Source organism: Pseudomonas sp. H3_D04, assembly GCF_054669175.1.
Genome location: NZ_CP162801.1, coordinates 229,505 through 245,394, shown reverse-complemented (window position 1 = coordinate 245,394; position 15,890 = coordinate 229,505). Strand labels below are relative to the sequence as shown.

The window sequence follows — 15,890 nt, the reverse complement described above, 5'->3', positions numbered from 1 at the left end:
ACGAAAAAAAGGCCTCGCAATGCGAGGCCTTGTTTATTTCACCGCCGTGACGGGTCAGGCAAATACGATCTCGTCGTTCTCCACCTTGCCGACAGCCGTGTCGCCAGGCATGAATCGACCGGACAGAATCAGCTGTGCCAGCGGGTTCTCGATCCAGCGCTGAATCGCTCGTTTGAGCGGTCGTGCGCCGTACACCGGGTCGTAACCCACCGCGATCAGCTTGTCCATGGCCTCTGGACTCAGCTCCAGTTTCAACTCGCGCTCAGTCAGGCGACTGCGCAGACGACCCAACTGGATCTCGGTAATGCCCGCGATCTGATCCCGCGCCAACGGCTCGAAGATCACCACTTCGTCGACCCGGTTGATGAACTCCGGCCGGAAGTGCGTGGAAATCGCATCCATCACCGCCGCACGTTGCGCCTCCCGATCACCGACCAGTTCCTGGATCTGCACCGAGCCCAGGTTGGAGGTCATGACGATCACGGTGTTCTTGAAATCTACCGTGCGGCCATGGCTGTCGGTCAAGCGGCCATCTTCCAGCACTTGCAGCAAGATGTTGAACACATCCGGGTGGGCCTTCTCGACCTCGTCCAGGAGGATCACCGAGTAAGGCTTGCGACGCACCGCCTCAGTCAGGTAACCGCCCTCTTCATAGCCCACGTAGCCCGGTGGCGCACCGATCAGCCGGGCCACGGAATGTTTCTCCATGAACTCGGACATGTCGATCCGCACCATCGCCTCTTCCGTATCAAAGAGGAACTCGGCCAGCGCCTTGCACAGCTCGGTTTTACCGACACCGGTCGGGCCGAGGAACATGAACGAACCGCTCGGACGATTCGGGTCGGACAACCCGGCCCGGGAACGCCGCACCGCGTTGGAAACGGCGATCACCGCTTCGTCCTGACCAATCACACGCTGGTGCAACAGGCTTTCCATCTTCATCAGCTTGTCGCGCTCGCCTTCGAGCATTTTCGACACCGGAATGCCGGTCCACTTCGAGACGACTTCAGCGATTTCTTCTTCAGTCACCTTGCTGCGAAGCAACTGGTTTTCGCTTTTGCCATGCTGGTCGACCATTTGCAGGCTGCGCTCCAGGTCCGGGATCACCCCGTATTGCAGCTCGGCCATGCGGTTCAGGTCGCCTTTACGGCGCGCGGCTTCCAGTTCCTGACGGGACTGTTCGATTTTCTGCTGGATCTGCGCAGAACCCTGTACCTCGGCTTTTTCCGAGTTCCAGATTTCTTCGAGGTCCGAATACTCACGTTCGAGTCGAACGATTTCTTCCTGCAACTTCTCCAGACGTTTCTTCGCCGCGTCGTCGCTTTCTTTCTTCAGCGCCTGGGATTCCACCTTCAGCTGAATCAGACGGCGCTCCAGACGGTCGAGGACCTCCGGCTTGGAGTCGATCTCCATGCGGATACGGCTGGCCGCTTCGTCGATCAGGTCGATGGCCTTGTCCGGCAATTGACGGTCGGTAATGTAGCGATGGCTGAGCTTGGCCGCGGCAATGATGGCACCGTCGGTGATCGCGACTTTGTGGTGAACCTCATAACGCTCTTTGAGGCCCCGCAGAATCGCGATGGTGTCCTCTTCGCTCGGCTCGTCCACCAGGACTTTCTGGAAGCGTCGTTCGAGTGCCGCATCCTTCTCTATATATTGGCGGTACTCGTTCAGCGTGGTCGCACCAACGCAATGCAATTCGCCGCGTGCCAATGCAGGTTTGAGCATGTTGCCCGCGTCCATCGAGCCTTCGCCCTTACCGGCGCCGACCATGGTGTGCAGTTCGTCGATGAACAGAATGATCTGACCTTCCTGCTTCGACAGCTCGTTGAGCAGCGATTTCAGGCGTTCTTCGAACTCGCCGCGGTACTTGGCACCGGCAATCAGCGACCCCATGTCCAGGGACAGCAGGCGCTTGCCCTTGAGACCATCCGGCACTTCACCGTTGATGATGCGCTGGGCCAGGCCTTCGGCAATGGCGGTTTTACCCACGCCAGGCTCACCGATCAGCACCGGGTTGTTCTTGGTGCGACGTTGCAGGACCTGGATCGTCCGGCGAATTTCGTCGTCACGGCCGATCACCGGGTCGAGCTTGCCTTCTTCGGCACGCTTGGTCAGGTCGACGGTGTATTTATCCAGCGCCTGGCGCGACTCTTCGTGATTGGCGTCATTGACCGCTTCGCCGCCACGCAGGTTAGTGATCGCGTTTTCGAGGGCTTTTTTGCTGACGCCCTGACCGAGCAGCAATTTGCCGAGCTTGCTGTTCTCGTCCATCGCGGCGAGCAACACCAGTTCACTGGAAATGAACTGATCGCCCTTCTGCTGGGCCAGGCGATCGGCCTGGTTAAGCAGGCGCGCCAGATCCTGCGACATGTTCACGTCGCCGGTCGGGTTCTGGATTTTCGGGAGCTGGTCGAGCTCTTTGGTCAGCTCTTTACGCAAGCTGTTGACGTCAAAACCGACCTGCATCAGCAGCGGCTTGATCGAACCACCCTGCTGTTCAAGCATGGCCTGCATCAAGTGCGCCGGCTCGATGCCGGGATGGTCAAGGCCGACGGCCAGCGATTGGGCGTCGGATAGAGCTAACTGCAATTTGCTGGTTAAACGATCTATGCGCATGGGTCACCTTCCTTTTGAGCAGGCCGGACCTATAAAACATCCTGAATGAAGAAACCTGCCAGATACCTCATTAGATGTGGTCGATTCTGGGAGATTCAAGCGTCTTGGAATTGATGTAGATCAGAGAAGTCTAGCGTTCGTACCCCAGACAGGGCACTACAGCCAGATAAGAGAGGCAAACCGACCCGTGCGTGGATTGCGGCGGTAAGAAAAGAAGCGAGGATCGGTCACGGTGCAGAAACCGCCACCATAAACAGCAGTGACACCGCGCACAGCAAGGCGCAAACGCGCCAGTTCGTAGATGTCGGCCATGAACTTGCCAGCGTTTTGGCTGAGCACAAAGGCTTTGGCCGCTTCGGGCAGTTGCTGGACGAAGGTCTCGCGCACTTCCGGGCCGACTTCAAAGGCTTGCGGGCCAATGGCCGGGCCCAGCCAGACCAGCACGTCTTCTGGAGGCACCGCCAGGCTGTCGAGCGTCGCTTCGAGCACACCTGCCGCCAATCCACGCCAACCGGCATGGGCCGCCGCGACGCGAGTACCGGCACGGTCACAAAATAGCGCTGGCAGGCAATCGGCGGTCATTGCCGCGCAGGCAATGCCGGGGGTTGTCGTCCAACTGGCATCAGCGGTTGCCGTGATATTGGGGTCGGCATGGGCCACGGCAATGCCGTGAACCTGCTTTAACCAGGCCGGCTGAATAGAGAAATGATCGGTGAGGCGTCGGCGATTTTCGGCAACCGCTTCCGGGTTGTCGCCGACGTGATCGCCAAGGTTGAGGCTGTCGAACGGCGCCAGACTGACGCCGCCCGCACGGGTGGTAACGCAGGCTTTCACCCCGGCAGGCGCAGGCCAGTCGGGAATCAGCCAGTCACTCATCCGATGAACGCCTCGCGGTCTTGCTTGAGCAGCGTCAGTAACCAGACGAAATCATCCGGCAATGGCGATTCCCAGCTCATGCGTTTACCGGTGGTCGGGTGATCCAGCTCCAGGAACCGCGCATGCAGTGCCTGACGCGGGAACGCCTTCAACGATTCGACCATGGTCACACTGGCGGCCGGTGGAATGCGGAAGCGACCGCCGTAGGCAGGATCTCCGACCAACGGGTAGTTGATGTGGGCCATGTGCACGCGAATCTGGTGTGTACGACCGGTTTCCAGCTTCACCCGCACGTGCGTGTGAGAGCGGAAACGCTCAAGTACGCGGTAATGGCTGACGGCTTGCTTGCCCCCTTCCATCACGGCCATGCGCTGGCGTTGCTGGCCGTGACGACCGATCGGCGCATTGATCTTGCCGCCGGCCGTCACCACACCGATCACGATGCATTCGTAGATCCGGCTTACGCTACGGCTCTGCAATTGCGTGACAAGCTGTGTCTGCGCCTGAATGGTCTTGGCCACCACCATCAGACCGGTGGTGTCCTTGTCCAGGCGATGCACGATACCGGCGCGCGGCACATTGATAATGTCCGGCACGTGGTGCAGCAGGGCGTTGAGCAAGGTGCCATCCGCGTGACCGGCGGCAGGATGCACCACCAGGCCCGCAGGTTTGTTGATCACCAGGATGTCATCGTCTTCATAGACGATGTCCAGCTCGATGTCTTGAGCGATCCATTCGCCCTGAGCTTCCTGCTCGGCAGTCAGTTCAAGAATGGCGCCACCATGAACGATGTCTCGCGGGCGGATAACCGCCCCATCCACAGTCAGGCGGCCGTCTTTGATCCAGGCGGAAAGGCGCGAGCGCGAGTGCTCAGCGAATAATTGTGCGGCGACTTGATCGAGGCGTTGGCCGCCCAATTCGGACGGCACCTCTGCGCGAAGTTCAATTTTATCGGACATGCTCAGACTAGGCGTCGGCACAGCCTTTGGTTTCGGCTGCGCGCTTGTGGTTAAATACGGCGTCTTTTGCCCCGAGGCTATTCAACGGGGCGCTCATCATAACAGGACGGCCCCGCCCAAGACAGCGGCCGTCATAGGGACGCAAGCCGCCATGCAAGTGAAACACCTGCTGCTGATCGCCATCCTCGCATTGACCGCTGCTTGCTCATCGAAGGAAGTCGTAGACGAAAACCTTAGCGAAGTCGAGCTGTACCAGCAGGCTCAGACCGACCTGGACAACAATAGCTACACTGCCGCCACAGCCAAGCTGAAGGCGCTGGAGTCGCGTTATCCGTTCGGGCGCTACGCCGATCAGGCTCAACTCGAGCTGATCTACGCCAACTACAAGAACGCCGAGCCTGAGGCTGCGAAGTCTGCTGCCGAGCGTTTCATTCGTTTGCACCCACAGCATCCGAACGTGGATTACGCGTATTACCTCAAGGGCCTGACCTCCTTCGACCAGGACGTCGGCCTGTTGTCGCGCTTCCTGCCGCTGGACATGACCAAGCGTGACCCGGGTGCGGCCCGCGACTCGTACAACGAGTTCGCCCAGCTGACCAGCCGTTTCCCGAACAGCCGCTACTCGCCGGACGCCAAGCAGCGCATGATCTACCTGCGCAACCTGCTGGCGGCCTACGAGATTCACGTTGCCGACTACTACCTGACCCGTCAGGCCTATGTCGCCGCTGCAAACCGTGGCCGTTACGTAGTGGAAAACTTCCAGGAAACCCCTTCGGTCGGTGACGGCCTGGCGGTGATGACTGAAGCCTACCAACGTCTGCACCTGGACGACCTGGCAGCCACCAGCCTTGAAACCCTGAAGCTCAACTACCCGAACCACCCAAGCCTGGTAGACGGTCAGTTCAAGCCTTCGGTCGACGAAGCCGACAACCGTTCGTGGCTGAGCAAGGCCACCTTGGGCCTGATCGAATCCCGTCCTCCTCTGCCACCGGGCGAAACCCGCGCCAACCAGGACGTGCAGAAGCAGTTCCAGGATGCCAAGGACGCGATTCCGAACGATCTGAAGCCTAAAGATGCAGATGGCGACGTGATCGAAGAAGAGGAACACGAGTCCGAAGCCAACAGCGAAGACCGCTCGTGGTTCAGCTACATGACCTTCGGCGTGTTCGACTGACACATCGGGTTATGCAAAAAGGGAGACTCTTGAGTCTCCCTTTTTTATTGCGCTGTGCGCAGGTCAGGTCCTTGGCTAAACTGCCTGCTCATTAGCCAATAAAGCAGCTCACCATGCTTCGTTTACTGTTCTGGATCGCCCTGATTGCCGCTGCGGTATGGTTCTGGCGCAAGTTCAAGGCTTCGAATTCCACGCCCAGGTCCTCCGCCGAGCTGGATGCCGCACCGATGGTCCGCTGCGCGCATTGCGGCGTACACCTGCCCCGCGATCGCGCGCTGAGCCTTCAACAACAGTGGTATTGCAGCCAGGCTCACCTAGAGCAAGGCCCGGGCCCAAGTGGTCGCTGAGACGTCCACTCCCGGCGGCAAACAGGCACAGCGACTGCTGCGTCTTTACCATCTCTACCGTTTAAGCGTCGGCATCACCCTCGTACTGTTGATTTCCAGCAACATGGACAACCAGCTGCTGGCCTTCGCCCAGGATGACCTGCTGCGCAGTGGCAGTTGGTTGTACCTGGTGCTGAACATCCTGCTGGTGGTCTTTTGGCAAAACACCCGACGGCCGGCACAGCTTTTCAGCCTCGCATTGGTCGATGTCCTGCTGCTGTGCGGCCTGTTCTATGCCGCGGGCGGTGTGGCCAGCGCCATCGGCAACCTGCTCATTGTCTCGGTGGCCATCAGCAACACCCTGTTGCGCGGACGTATCGGCTTGTTGATCGCGGCGGTCGCCGCCCTTGGCATCGTCGGCCTTGGCTTCCTCCTGAGTTTCAGTCACCCGATCAGTCCCGGCGAGTACCTGCAAGTCGGCACTCTCGGCGCGCTGTGTTTTGCCGCGGCGTTGCTCGTGCAAGGTCTGATCAGGCGACTGGAAGTCAGCGAAAACCTCGCCGAACAGCGAGCCAGTGAAGTGCTTGGCCTGGAAGCGCTCAATGCGCTGATCCTGCACCGCATGCGCACGGGCATTCTGGTGCTGGACGACCAGCGGCGGGTGCGACTGGCCAATCAAAGCGCCTTGACCTTACTGGGGCAGAACGACCTCGATGGTCAGTTGATCGACGACTATTCGCCGGCCTTGGTCGAACGCCTTCAGCTGTGGTTCAACAATCCATCGCTGCGACCGCAAAGCCTGAAAATCGCCAGCAGTGGCATAGAACTGCAACCCAGCTTCATTGCGTTGGACCAAAGCCCGAACCACCACACCCTGGTATTTCTGGAGGACCTCGCCCAGATCGCTCAACAAGCGCAGCAACTGAAGCTCGCCGCACTCGGGCGCCTGACGGCGGGTATCGCCCATGAAATCCGCAATCCACTGGGCGCCGTTAGTCATGCCGCGCAGCTATTGCAGGAATCCGAGGAACTGAACGGCGCGGATCGGCGTCTGACGCAGATTATTCAAGACCACTCTCAGCGAATGAATCGGGTTATCGAAAACGTCCTGCAACTGTCCCGCCGCCAGCAAACCGTACCGCAACGGCTCGATCTGAAGCCGTGGCTGGAGCATTTCGTCGCCGAAACCCGTGAAGGCGCGACCGATCGCCAGTTGATTCACCTGCACATCGGCCCGGGCGACTTCAAAACCCTGATGGACCCGAATCAGCTGACTCAGATTCTCGACAATCTGTTGCGCAATGCCTGGCGCCATAGCGCCCTGAATCACGACCTGGCGCAGGCCTGGCTCGAGTTGTTTGTCGAGCCCGACAGCCAGTTGCCGACGCTCGAAGTCCGGGACAACGGCCCCGGCGTGGCGCCGGACCAACAAACGCATTTGTTCGAACCGTTCTTCACCACCAGTAGCCAGGGCACAGGCCTGGGGCTTTATCTGTCCCGTGAGCTGTGCGAAAGCAACCAGGCCCGCCTAGACTTCAAACCACGCCAAGGCGGCGGCTGCTTTCGCATCACTTTTGCTCACGGACGGAAACAAAGTTGAACATGAGCCCACGGCCAAAAGTCCTGATCGTCGACGACGAACCGGATATCCGCGAACTACTGGAAATCACCCTGGGACGGATGAAACTCGATACCTACAGTGCCCGCAACCTTGGCGAAGCCCAGGCCTTGTTGATGCGCGAGACATTCGATCTGTGCCTGACCGACATGCGCCTGCCCGACGGCACCGGCCTTGAGTTGGTGCAGTACATCCAGCAGCGTTACCCACACGTGCCGGTGGCGATGATCACCGCTTACGGCAGCCTCGAAACAGCGATCAACGCCCTCAAGGCAGGGGCTTTCGACTTCCTGACCAAGCCGGTTGACCTGACGCGCCTGCGCGAACTGGTCACCAGCGCCCTGCGCTTGCCGGCACCGGGTGGCGCCAGTACCGCCATCGATCGCCGGTTGCTGGGCGATTCACTGCCCATGCGCAACCTGCGCAAACAAATCGACAAACTCGCACGCAGTCAGGCCCCGGTGTACATCAGCGGCGAATCCGGCAGTGGCAAGGAATTGGTCGCCCGACTGATCCACGAGCAGGGCCCGCGGGCTAATCAACCGTTCGTCCCGGTCAACTGCGGGGCAATTCCGTCAGAGTTGATGGAGAGCGAATTCTTCGGCCATCGCAAAGGCAGTTTCAGCGGCGCCATCGAAGACAAACCAGGGCTGTTCCAGGCCGCCCACGGCGGCACACTGTTTCTCGACGAAGTGGCCGATCTGCCCTTGGCGATGCAGGTCAAACTGCTCCGAGCCATTCAGGAGAAAGCCATTCGCAGTGTCGGCGGTCAGCAAGAAATGGTGGTTGATGTCCGCATCCTTTGTGCCACCCACAAAGACCTCGATGCCGAAGTCACCGCCGAACGCTTTCGCCAGGATTTGTACTACCGGTTGAACGTGATCGAACTGCGCGTCCCCCCTTTGCGCGAGCGCCGCGACGACATCGAACCGCTGGCCAGCCATGTGCTCAAGCGCCTGGCGGCCGGCAGCGGTCAACCCGCCGCAAAACTCCATCCACTCGCCCTGGATGCGCTGAAAAGTTACCGTTTTCCGGGCAACGTACGGGAGCTGGAGAACGTGCTGGAGCGGGCTTACACCCTGTGCGAGGACAAACAGATTGAAGCCAGCGACCTGCGACTGGCCGAAGGTAACTGCACGGCAGAGAGCGGCGTGCCGGACCTGACGCAAATCGACAACCTGGAAGATTATCTGGAAAACGTCGAACGCAAACTCATCCTCCAGGCACTGGAGGAAACCCGCTGGAACCGCACGGCGGCGGCTCAGCGGTTGAATCTTTCATTCAGATCGATGCGATATCGGCTCAAGAAGTTGGGTCTGGATTGAGGGCCCCTTCGCGGGCAAGCCTCGCTCCTACAGGGAGTGTGTCGTTCGCAAATGTATTGAACGACTCAACCCTGTAGGAGCGAGGCTTGCCCGCGAAAGCGATCTGGCAGGCGATAAAGAATCTTGCTGTCAGATCCGCCCGGTCGGCGCATACGGCGCAGGATCAATAATCGGCGCCCTGCCCAACATCACATCCGCAAACAACTGACACGACGCCGGCGCCAGTACCAGCCCGTTACGGTAATGCCCGCAGTTGAGCCAAAGTCCATCGAACCCCGGCACTCGGCCAATGTAGGGAATACCCTCCGGCGAACCTGGGCGCAATCCAGCCCAATGCCCCACCACTTCGGCCTCTGCCAGCGCAGGAATCAACTCTACCGCTGATGCCTTCAGACTCTCAAGCGCCGAGTCGGTCGGCGTCTTGTCGTAGCCTTCATGCTCCAGCGTACTGCCTATCAGAATGTGTCCGTCGCGCCGGGGAATCGCATAACGCCCCTTGGCCAGCACCATGCTCGGCAGGAAGTCCGCCGCGCACTTGTACAGAATCATCTGCCCTTTGACCGGCTCGACCGGCAACTCAAGGTCCAGACTCTTGAGCAAGTCACCACTCCAGGCGCCAGCCGTCAGGACCACCTGATCACCGTGGACGGGGCCCACCGAAGTCTGCACGCCGACAACCCTGTCGCCTTCGCGAATAAACCCGCTGACTTCGCACTGCTCACGAATCGTCACGTTCGGCAGCGCCAACAATGCAGCCTTCAGGGACTTTACCAGCCGTGGATTACGCACGTTGGCCACATCAGCCATATAGATCGCCCGGGAAAACCCGGGGCCCAGCACTGGTACGGCATCGTGTGCCGCCGAGATATCCACAGCCCGCAACGGACGGTTTTCCCGCTCGGCCCAGGCCAACGCCTCGGCCTCGTCATCCAGATCCAGCCAGTACAGGCCGGTGGTATGCACTTCGGGATCAACCCCGGTTGCGGCGAACAGTCGCTCACCGAGCTGCGGATAAAAATCCTGGGACCAATGCGCCAGCGCGGTGACTGCCGGACTGTAGCGCCATGGATAGAGCGGGGAAACAATCCCGCCACCGGCCCATGACGATTCCTGCCCCACGCTCGAACGATCCAGCAACACAACACTTTGCACTTCAGATGCGAGATTGAACGCTGTCAGCAGCCCAATCACGCCGCCGCCGACAATCACCACTTGCTGTTGCCTGCTCATGTTCTGATCCAACCGGTAAATAGACAGAGGGCGCAAAAAAGGCGCCCGAAAAGGGAACTCAGCGACCCCAGCAATCTTTGGTCACCAACCCGGACGTCGCATTGACCATGCTTCTGACGCCGGTGTTGGTGAGGGTGAAATCCCCGCACTTGTCAGTCGCCATTGCAGCGCCGGTCTTGCGCGTTGCCGTCAGCAAAAAGGTTTGATCGGTCAGGGTCGGGGTGATGGTGTAAAAATCGTTGCCGGCGCTCAGTCCGGTGGCAGCGGTATAGACATTGTTCTTCGAGTAGAACCGCTCAAGGATCTGTGCCTGCTCGGAGAGCAGCCCGGCCACTTCGGTGCGGCGGCCCTTTTTCACGTACTCGGTGAGGCTCGGGGCACCAATGGTGATGACGATCCCGATGATCGCAATCACGATCATGATTTCGATCAGGGTGAAACCTCGGTTGGATCTACGCATTCCTTCACTCTCACTTACTGTATTTGTCGCCACATGATGCGACGGCTGCCGCCGCCGGATTTTTCCACCAGGGTGCTGATGCCGCCACTGGAATCGTTCACAACCTTGCGGGTCGCGCCGTTGACGATGGCGTTCAGGGTCGGGATGCCACCGGTAAAAATCACTCCGCTGGACACCGTGTCCGTGCTGTCGACCGTCCCGTCGTTATTGGTGTCGAGCACCGCATAATTGAGCATCTTACCGCTGAACGCATCCAGTTCGACCAGTTTGCCGGTACCAAAGCTGGCACACGGGTCAGTGGTGTCCACACTCGCCGTGGTAAAGACGATCCGTCCCAGCACCAGGCTGGCCTGATTGATCACCCGCTCCCCCGTCAACACGCTGTTGTACACCAGCGGCAAGTACCAGCCCTTCTCCCCCGGATAGGTCACGTCGTTCTGGCTGGTGGTGATGAACTGTCCGGTGCTGCCCGAGAACACACCGGTCACCGCTTGTGCCTGCAAACTGGACACGGTGATCTGACCCGCGCCGCCTTCCGCATCCCACACCGCGTAGAACGCCTGCAAATCCTTGTTGGTCTTGTCGGCAGTCTCGTTGAATTTGCCGGTGCCGAAAAACACTTCCTTGCCGCCCAATGAATTGTCCGCCAGTAACGGCTGCACAGTAATGGGCTGAGTGGCACCGCCCGCCGTGGTAAACAGCGGCTTGCCGGAGAATGCCACGCCCCAGGAGTCGGGGGCGGTAGCGCTCAAATCGAACTTCCATAACCGCCCTTTCAGGTCGCCACCATAGGCGGCCTGCACCACATTCTGCGAGTTGACCCTGAGCTTCACCGACGATAGGCCATTGTTGGTGTCGGCGCTGTCGACCACGATTTTCTTGATCAACGAGCCGTCACGAACGTCAACCACGTACAACGCCGCCACTCCGGAGTTACTGCCATAGCCGTTGGAAATGAACGCGGCCCAGCGACCGTCGGCCAAGCGTGCCACTTCCGGCCGTGCATAGGCATAACCCAGATCATTGAAAGCGTTCGCAGTACTGGCCGTGGCCGGCGCACTGATTTCCCACAGCGCCTTGAACACGTTGCCCGCTGACGCATCGAACAGCTGCAACGCATAAAAAGTCCTGCCGCCAGCCCCGGTTCCGCCAATGGCCAGGGTTTTCCAGACGCTGCTGAACTGGGCATCGAACACCCCGACCTGACCGTCGACCAGAAACTTGTGGCTCACACCGTTGATGTAGGTCGGGTCGGCGATGTAGCGCAGTGATGGCAACACGCTGGACGGCATGTAGGCATAACGCCGGGTGCCATTGGCCGAGTTGATGACATTCACAAACCCGTCGTTGGCATTCACCACCAGGCTGGGACTCATGGTGGCGGCTTTGGTGGTCAGGTAGGTGCTGTAAGTGGTGTCCCCCACCAGATCAGAGGCGGTCTTGTCCGTGGGTGACGCCAGTACGAGGGGTGAATTGATGATGTCGCCGAGCAGCACGCTACGCACCTTGAGCCCGGTTTTGTTGGTGCCCTTGCTCCACTCCACCAGATCGCTGCCGGTAATGCCGGTGGGCAGGCTTTGGCTGAGGGAGGTCTGTTGTGCCGGGGAAAAACTGGCATACGCCAAGGTGACTGCGGCGTTGGTCAGGGTGTTCCAGGACTGGTAAGTCGGCGCTGTGGCACCCGGGACGATCGTGGTGTCGGTGGTCCAGAGTGCCGCAGAGGTATTCACGATACCCGCCGAGGTGAAGCCAAAGGACTTGATCGTGCCGCGCCAGTCCTTGGGGTCATAAATGGTCTGAAAGTAACTCGAATTGCTGGCCAGGGTGGTGCCGCTGGTGACGCCGCTGCCACCGGAACCGGCCTTGGAGGTGATGTCGCTCAGCGCCGAGGACAGCGCACTGCTGAGTCCTGCGCTGTCGGTCGCCTGGTAGTACTTGCCCTGTCCGTAGTTGGCGGCGTCCGACAGCATTTGGTTCGCGGCGGTGAAGCCCACGGTATAGGTGTTGATGTTCTGCTTGGGAAAATCCCCAGCGTTCCAGCTTTTGCCTGCCAGATCGGTTCCCGTGGAACGCATGTCGATGTCGAAGCCAAACTTGGCGATGTCGTCCAGATACAGCGTGTCGCCTTCTCCATCACCATTGAGGTTGTCGCCATCGTTATTCACGCCATCCCAGTTTGGAAGGCGAGCGCCCGCCAGTGGGTCGGTGCCCGGAAAAGTCCGGTCAAAGGTCGGCAAGCCATCGGTGATCACCACGCCATAGTTTTTCTGGCAGCGATACTGGATCGGGCTGCTGTAAGTCGCCGGTGTCGAGTTGTAGACCGGCGCCAGGCCTCGAAAATAACGGTTTATTTCATAGTAGGTTTCCGCCAGCGGTGTATTGGCCACGGCACTCAAGCCGTTGATGGCAGAGATCAGGTTGTTGTAGTTGGTATCCGCCTGGGATTGGGTGACGCTGCCGCTCACCGCAGAGAGATCGCTGATCGATCGGGCGATGAAGCCACCACCACCGGAGTTGCTGGTTGTAGGCGGATTGAACGTCGCAAGACCGATACGCAGCGAGCGATTGCTGGAGACCAGGCTTGTGGAGACATCCTGGGCCACGCTGATCCGGTATTCATTGGGGATCGCGCTGGCGCCCGTGGTGAAATCCTTGCTCGAACCGTTGGCCACCCCCAGCAGATAAGCCAGGTAGTCGGCGGTGTAGCGCGTATTTTCATTACCCACCGGGTCCGGCAGCTTCAGGCAGATGGGCGTCAAGCCGAGAAAGCCGCGATAAAAACCGTACCAGTTGCCGTTGGTCGAGCAACCGCCGCGATTGAGGCTCGACAGCAAAATATTGGTATCACTCATGTTCAGGTTCTGACCGCTTAAACAGGAGGTGTTGGAACTGCAAATCGCGATCTGCCCATAGTTGGCCGCCGGATTGAACCCCGACGCCCAAATGATGTTGTTCATGCTCCCCGAGTCGTCGATCAGCAGCATGACGTTCGGAGGGACGGCTGCGCCGCTCAACAGCGGTGAATCCGACGGCGTGAAGGCATACGCCGGTGCGGACAGGTAAAGGCCCAATACAACGCCGCAAAACAGCTGCCACACGCCACGGCGCCCTTCAGTACTTCGCATAAATACTCTCCACGACGCTGCGCGAGTTGCCCGCGATGCCGACGGCGGTCACCCGGTAAAGCGTCGCCGAGGTGTTGCTCGGCACATTCACGGCGTTGACCGTAGTGCCGATATTCTGCACCCCGTAAAAGCCCTTTCCCGAGGCGATCCAGGTCACGCCGGGGGTCGAACCGGGGCCGGCGGCAGTGACCGTCAACGCGTCCGACGGTGGCGCGCACTGGCTGCAGACCGGCAATGAATAGCTGTCCAGCTGCACCGCGCTTTCTCCCACGCGTAATGCAGCTTCGGCGCCCTGGAACGACTGGTTGCGCAAGCTCACGCTGCCGGCCATTTTTTCCTGCAGCGTGGCGTTCTGCATCGATGAAAGACCGATCAAGGTCAGCAACAGCAGAAACACCAGGCTGACCAGCAGCGCCATACCCCGCTGGGCATGAAACTTCATGGAGGCCTCCTTCATGGCAACCTGTTGCGCAAGGCGGCAACCACGGTGAAGGTTTGATTTTTAACCCGACTGTTCGGGTCGTAGAGAGTCATCGTCAGGCGCACACTGCGAATTCGCGCGGGGTCGGACGGGTTGGCGCTGTAGCTGGAAGCGGCTACATCGGTGGCCGAATTGGCGAGGCCGAAGAGCACGCTGAAGGCACTGACGTTATCGACCAGTACGAACTGGGCCGGCGTGCCGGGACCGGAGCCCATCATGATTTTGTTATTGCTGAAGCTGTAGATCAGCCGCCGTATCGGAAACGCCAACTGCCCCGATGTCAGCGCCGGTGGATTCGTATACGCCGTCGCCGTATTTCGACAGTCGGAAACCACTGTCCAGGCTGGCGCCCCGCCACCCGCTCCCACATCGGCGGCCACCAGGGTCAATTTCTGGTTGGCATTATCCCAGCTGATCGGCGTTATCTGACTGGCAGCGAAGCTCCCCCCTGTACTTGAATCGGTGATCGTCCCCAGGCAGCCAAACATGCCGACCATGCGGATTTCCTGAATCATCTTGCTGAGCACAAAACGCGCATCTTCCTGCATGGCGGCGGCGGCGTTCTGGCTGATGTAGGTGTTCTTGGCGGCGATGAAGATCTGCGCCACGCCCAGCACCACAATCAAACTCAACGCGAGGGCAATCAACAACTCGATCAGCCCGAAACCTCTGCTGGACCGCCTCATGGAGTTGCCACCGGGTCGACCGTGGCGCGACTGGTCAAGACAAAGCTGCGGCGCGAGTTGGCGATATTGGCGGCGCGCGAGTCATCCCAGGTGATGGTGATGGTGTACACGCGCTGATTCAGCGTAATGGTGCCAGTGGCCGTCGCACCGCCGAAATTGACGATATTGGTGGTGAAGTCGTAGAGGTCCTGATCGCGGGCGACGTTCAGGTTGCCCGACGTCGGAGGCGTCACAGTGTAGTCGGCGCCGGAATTGGCGCGGATACGGTCCATCATGTCGTAGGCGATAAAACTCGCCTGGCTGGTCATCCGCGAGCTGTCGGTGTATTTCAGCGCATTGAGCTGAATCGCCGCCGCGCCCAGCAGCCCCACGGTCAGAATCACCAACGCGACCAGCACTTCAATCAGCGTCATGCCCTCCTGTGCATGTTTGCCCCGTTCCCTCATCCGCAACTTCCACCCAATAGAATTCGTCCGTTCAAACACACATTCAGCGTCCTGGTTTGCGCCCCCAATACATAGCTGATCACCACGGGTGTGGCTGGCGCTGACAAACCACCCAGATTGTTGAAATCGATGGCGGTCACTCCTGAGGGTAGCGTCAGACTCGCGCCGCTGCTCAGTGCTGGAACAACCCGCAATACATTGGCCGGGGTGTTCGTACTGTCATATACCGCCAAGTCACCGGTCCAGGCGCCACCAACAGCGATCGGACGAACCCGAATGGAGACGCCCCGGTCGATGGCCTCGAGTCGTGCGAAATTGAGTCCGCGTTGCAGGTCGCCGATTTCGGTGTCTGCCTTGGTGCCTTGCACCGACCGGGTGAACGCCGGTACGGCCAGGGTGATCAGGATCAAAAAGACCGCGAGCGAGACCAGCAGCTCGATCAGCGTGAAACCTTTTGTACGATGATCCATCGATGCCCTCCGTTGCCGTCGGCTATACCTGCTTCTACACGCTAGAACATTCGACCGCCCGGCGTGCGGTTGATTTGCCATTACTCGCGCACGGA

General features: G+C 59.7%; 14 protein-coding genes. 4 read left to right on the top strand and 10 right to left on the bottom strand.

Annotated features, from left to right (window positions below):
- Positions 1-54 precede the first annotated feature (54 nt).
- The 3 genes from clpB to rluD all read right to left on the bottom strand — a co-directional run bounded on the left by clpB (position 55) and on the right by rluD (position 4,454).
- The gene (clpB, locus tag AB4N91_RS01165) at positions 55-2,619 is read right to left on the bottom strand and encodes an ATP-dependent chaperone ClpB (protein WP_010467561.1); all 2,565 of its coding nucleotides are present in this window, start codon (positions 2,617-2,619) and stop codon (positions 55-57) included.
- 156 nt (positions 2,620-2,775) lie between these two features.
- Positions 2,776-3,495, bottom strand: coding sequence for a peptidoglycan editing factor PgeF (gene pgeF / locus AB4N91_RS01160; RefSeq protein ID WP_154913035.1), 720 nt, complete (start codon positions 3,493-3,495; stop codon positions 2,776-2,778).
- Positions 3,492-4,454, bottom strand: a complete 963-nt coding sequence (gene rluD, locus AB4N91_RS01155) for a 23S rRNA pseudouridine(1911/1915/1917) synthase RluD (RefSeq protein WP_007942311.1) — start codon at positions 4,452-4,454, stop codon at positions 3,492-3,494. Before rluD ends, pgeF begins: the two co-directional genes overlap by 4 nt.
- Positions 4,455-4,605: 151 nt before the next feature.
- Here rluD and AB4N91_RS01150 point away from each other — a divergent pair, with 151 nt between their 5' ends.
- The 4 genes from AB4N91_RS01150 to AB4N91_RS01135 all read left to right on the top strand — a co-directional run bounded on the left by AB4N91_RS01150 (position 4,606) and on the right by AB4N91_RS01135 (position 8,897).
- Entirely contained in the window at positions 4,606-5,628 is a 1,023-nt protein-coding gene (locus AB4N91_RS01150) for an outer membrane protein assembly factor BamD (RefSeq protein WP_010467556.1), read from the top strand.
- 113 nt (positions 5,629-5,741) lie between these two features.
- A complete protein-coding gene (locus tag AB4N91_RS01145; RefSeq protein ID WP_077749386.1) occupies positions 5,742-5,975 on the top strand; it encodes a PP0621 family protein in 234 nt (77 codons plus the stop codon).
- Positions 5,965-7,554 (top strand): sensor histidine kinase, encoded by a 1,590-nt coding sequence (locus AB4N91_RS01140; protein ID WP_010467553.1) that lies wholly within the window; start codon positions 5,965-5,967, stop codon positions 7,552-7,554. Before AB4N91_RS01145 ends, AB4N91_RS01140 begins: the two co-directional genes overlap by 11 nt.
- A gap of 2 nt (positions 7,555-7,556) precedes the next feature.
- Positions 7,557-8,897 (top strand): sigma-54-dependent transcriptional regulator, encoded by a 1,341-nt coding sequence (locus AB4N91_RS01135; protein ID WP_010467552.1) that lies wholly within the window; start codon positions 7,557-7,559, stop codon positions 8,895-8,897.
- Positions 8,898-9,026: 129 nt separating this feature from the next.
- Here AB4N91_RS01135 and thiO read toward each other — a convergent pair whose 3' ends face one another.
- Genes thiO through AB4N91_RS01100 form a run of 7 tightly spaced genes read right to left on the bottom strand, consistent with a single transcriptional unit; the run spans position 9,027 to position 15,795 of the window.
- Positions 9,027-10,127 (bottom strand): glycine oxidase ThiO, encoded by a 1,101-nt coding sequence (gene thiO, locus AB4N91_RS01130; protein WP_077749388.1) that lies wholly within the window; start codon positions 10,125-10,127, stop codon positions 9,027-9,029.
- Positions 10,128-10,185: 58 nt separating this feature from the next.
- A complete protein-coding gene (locus AB4N91_RS01125; RefSeq protein WP_083375726.1) occupies positions 10,186-10,587 on the bottom strand; it encodes a type IV pilin protein in 402 nt (133 codons plus the stop codon).
- 14 nt (positions 10,588-10,601) lie between these two features.
- A complete protein-coding gene (locus AB4N91_RS01120) occupies positions 10,602-13,712 on the bottom strand; it encodes a pilus assembly protein (RefSeq protein WP_083375725.1) in 3,111 nt (1,036 codons plus the stop codon).
- Positions 13,699-14,169: a pilus assembly PilX family protein gene (locus AB4N91_RS01115; protein ID WP_460112035.1), complete on the bottom strand. Its 471-nt coding sequence runs from the start codon at positions 14,167-14,169 to the stop codon at positions 13,699-13,701. Before AB4N91_RS01115 ends, AB4N91_RS01120 begins: the two co-directional genes overlap by 14 nt.
- Complete coding sequence (locus AB4N91_RS01110; RefSeq protein WP_077749391.1) at positions 14,166-14,879, bottom strand: PilW family protein; 714 nt, start codon at positions 14,877-14,879, stop codon at positions 14,166-14,168. The genes AB4N91_RS01115 and AB4N91_RS01110 overlap by 4 nt, the downstream gene beginning before the upstream one ends.
- Complete coding sequence (pilV, locus tag AB4N91_RS01105; RefSeq protein WP_077749392.1) at positions 14,876-15,325, bottom strand: type IV pilus modification protein PilV; 450 nt, start codon at positions 15,323-15,325, stop codon at positions 14,876-14,878. The genes AB4N91_RS01110 and pilV overlap by 4 nt, the downstream gene beginning before the upstream one ends.
- Entirely contained in the window at positions 15,322-15,795 is a 474-nt protein-coding gene (locus AB4N91_RS01100; protein ID WP_077749393.1) for a GspH/FimT family pseudopilin, read from the bottom strand. The genes pilV and AB4N91_RS01100 overlap by 4 nt, the downstream gene beginning before the upstream one ends.
- Positions 15,796-15,890: the final 95 nt, after the last annotated feature.

Excerpts from the sequence above, each read along its gene's own strand:
- AB4N91_RS01125 (WP_083375726.1), bottom strand. The coding sequence starts at position 10,587 with ATGCGTAGATCCAACCGAGGTTTCACCCTGATCGAAATCATGATCGTG.
- thiO (WP_077749388.1), bottom strand. The coding sequence starts at position 10,127 with ATGAGCAGGCAACAGCAAGTGGTGATTGTCGGCGGCGGCGTGATTGGG.
- AB4N91_RS01150 (WP_010467556.1), top strand. The coding sequence starts at position 4,606 with ATGCAAGTGAAACACCTGCTGCTGATCGCCATCCTCGCATTGACCGCT.
- clpB (WP_010467561.1), bottom strand. The coding sequence starts at position 2,619 with ATGCGCATAGATCGTTTAACCAGCAAATTGCAGTTAGCTCTATCCGAC.
- AB4N91_RS01120 (WP_083375725.1), bottom strand. The coding sequence starts at position 13,712 with ATGCGAAGTACTGAAGGGCGCCGTGGCGTGTGGCAGCTGTTTTGCGGC.
- AB4N91_RS01115 (WP_460112035.1), bottom strand. The coding sequence starts at position 14,169 with ATGAAGGAGGCCTCCATGAAGTTTCATGCCCAGCGGGGTATGGCGCTG.
- rluD (WP_007942311.1), bottom strand. The coding sequence starts at position 4,454 with ATGTCCGATAAAATTGAACTTCGCGCAGAGGTGCCGTCCGAATTGGGC.
- AB4N91_RS01145 (WP_077749386.1), top strand. The coding sequence starts at position 5,742 with ATGCTTCGTTTACTGTTCTGGATCGCCCTGATTGCCGCTGCGGTATGG.
- pgeF (WP_154913035.1), bottom strand. The coding sequence starts at position 3,495 with ATGAGTGACTGGCTGATTCCCGACTGGCCTGCGCCTGCCGGGGTGAAA.
- AB4N91_RS01110 (WP_077749391.1), bottom strand. The coding sequence starts at position 14,879 with ATGAGGCGGTCCAGCAGAGGTTTCGGGCTGATCGAGTTGTTGATTGCC.
- pilV (WP_077749392.1), bottom strand. The coding sequence starts at position 15,325 with ATGAGGGAACGGGGCAAACATGCACAGGAGGGCATGACGCTGATTGAA.
- AB4N91_RS01135 (WP_010467552.1), top strand. The coding sequence starts at position 7,557 with ATGAGCCCACGGCCAAAAGTCCTGATCGTCGACGACGAACCGGATATC.
- AB4N91_RS01100 (WP_077749393.1), bottom strand. The coding sequence starts at position 15,795 with ATGGATCATCGTACAAAAGGTTTCACGCTGATCGAGCTGCTGGTCTCG.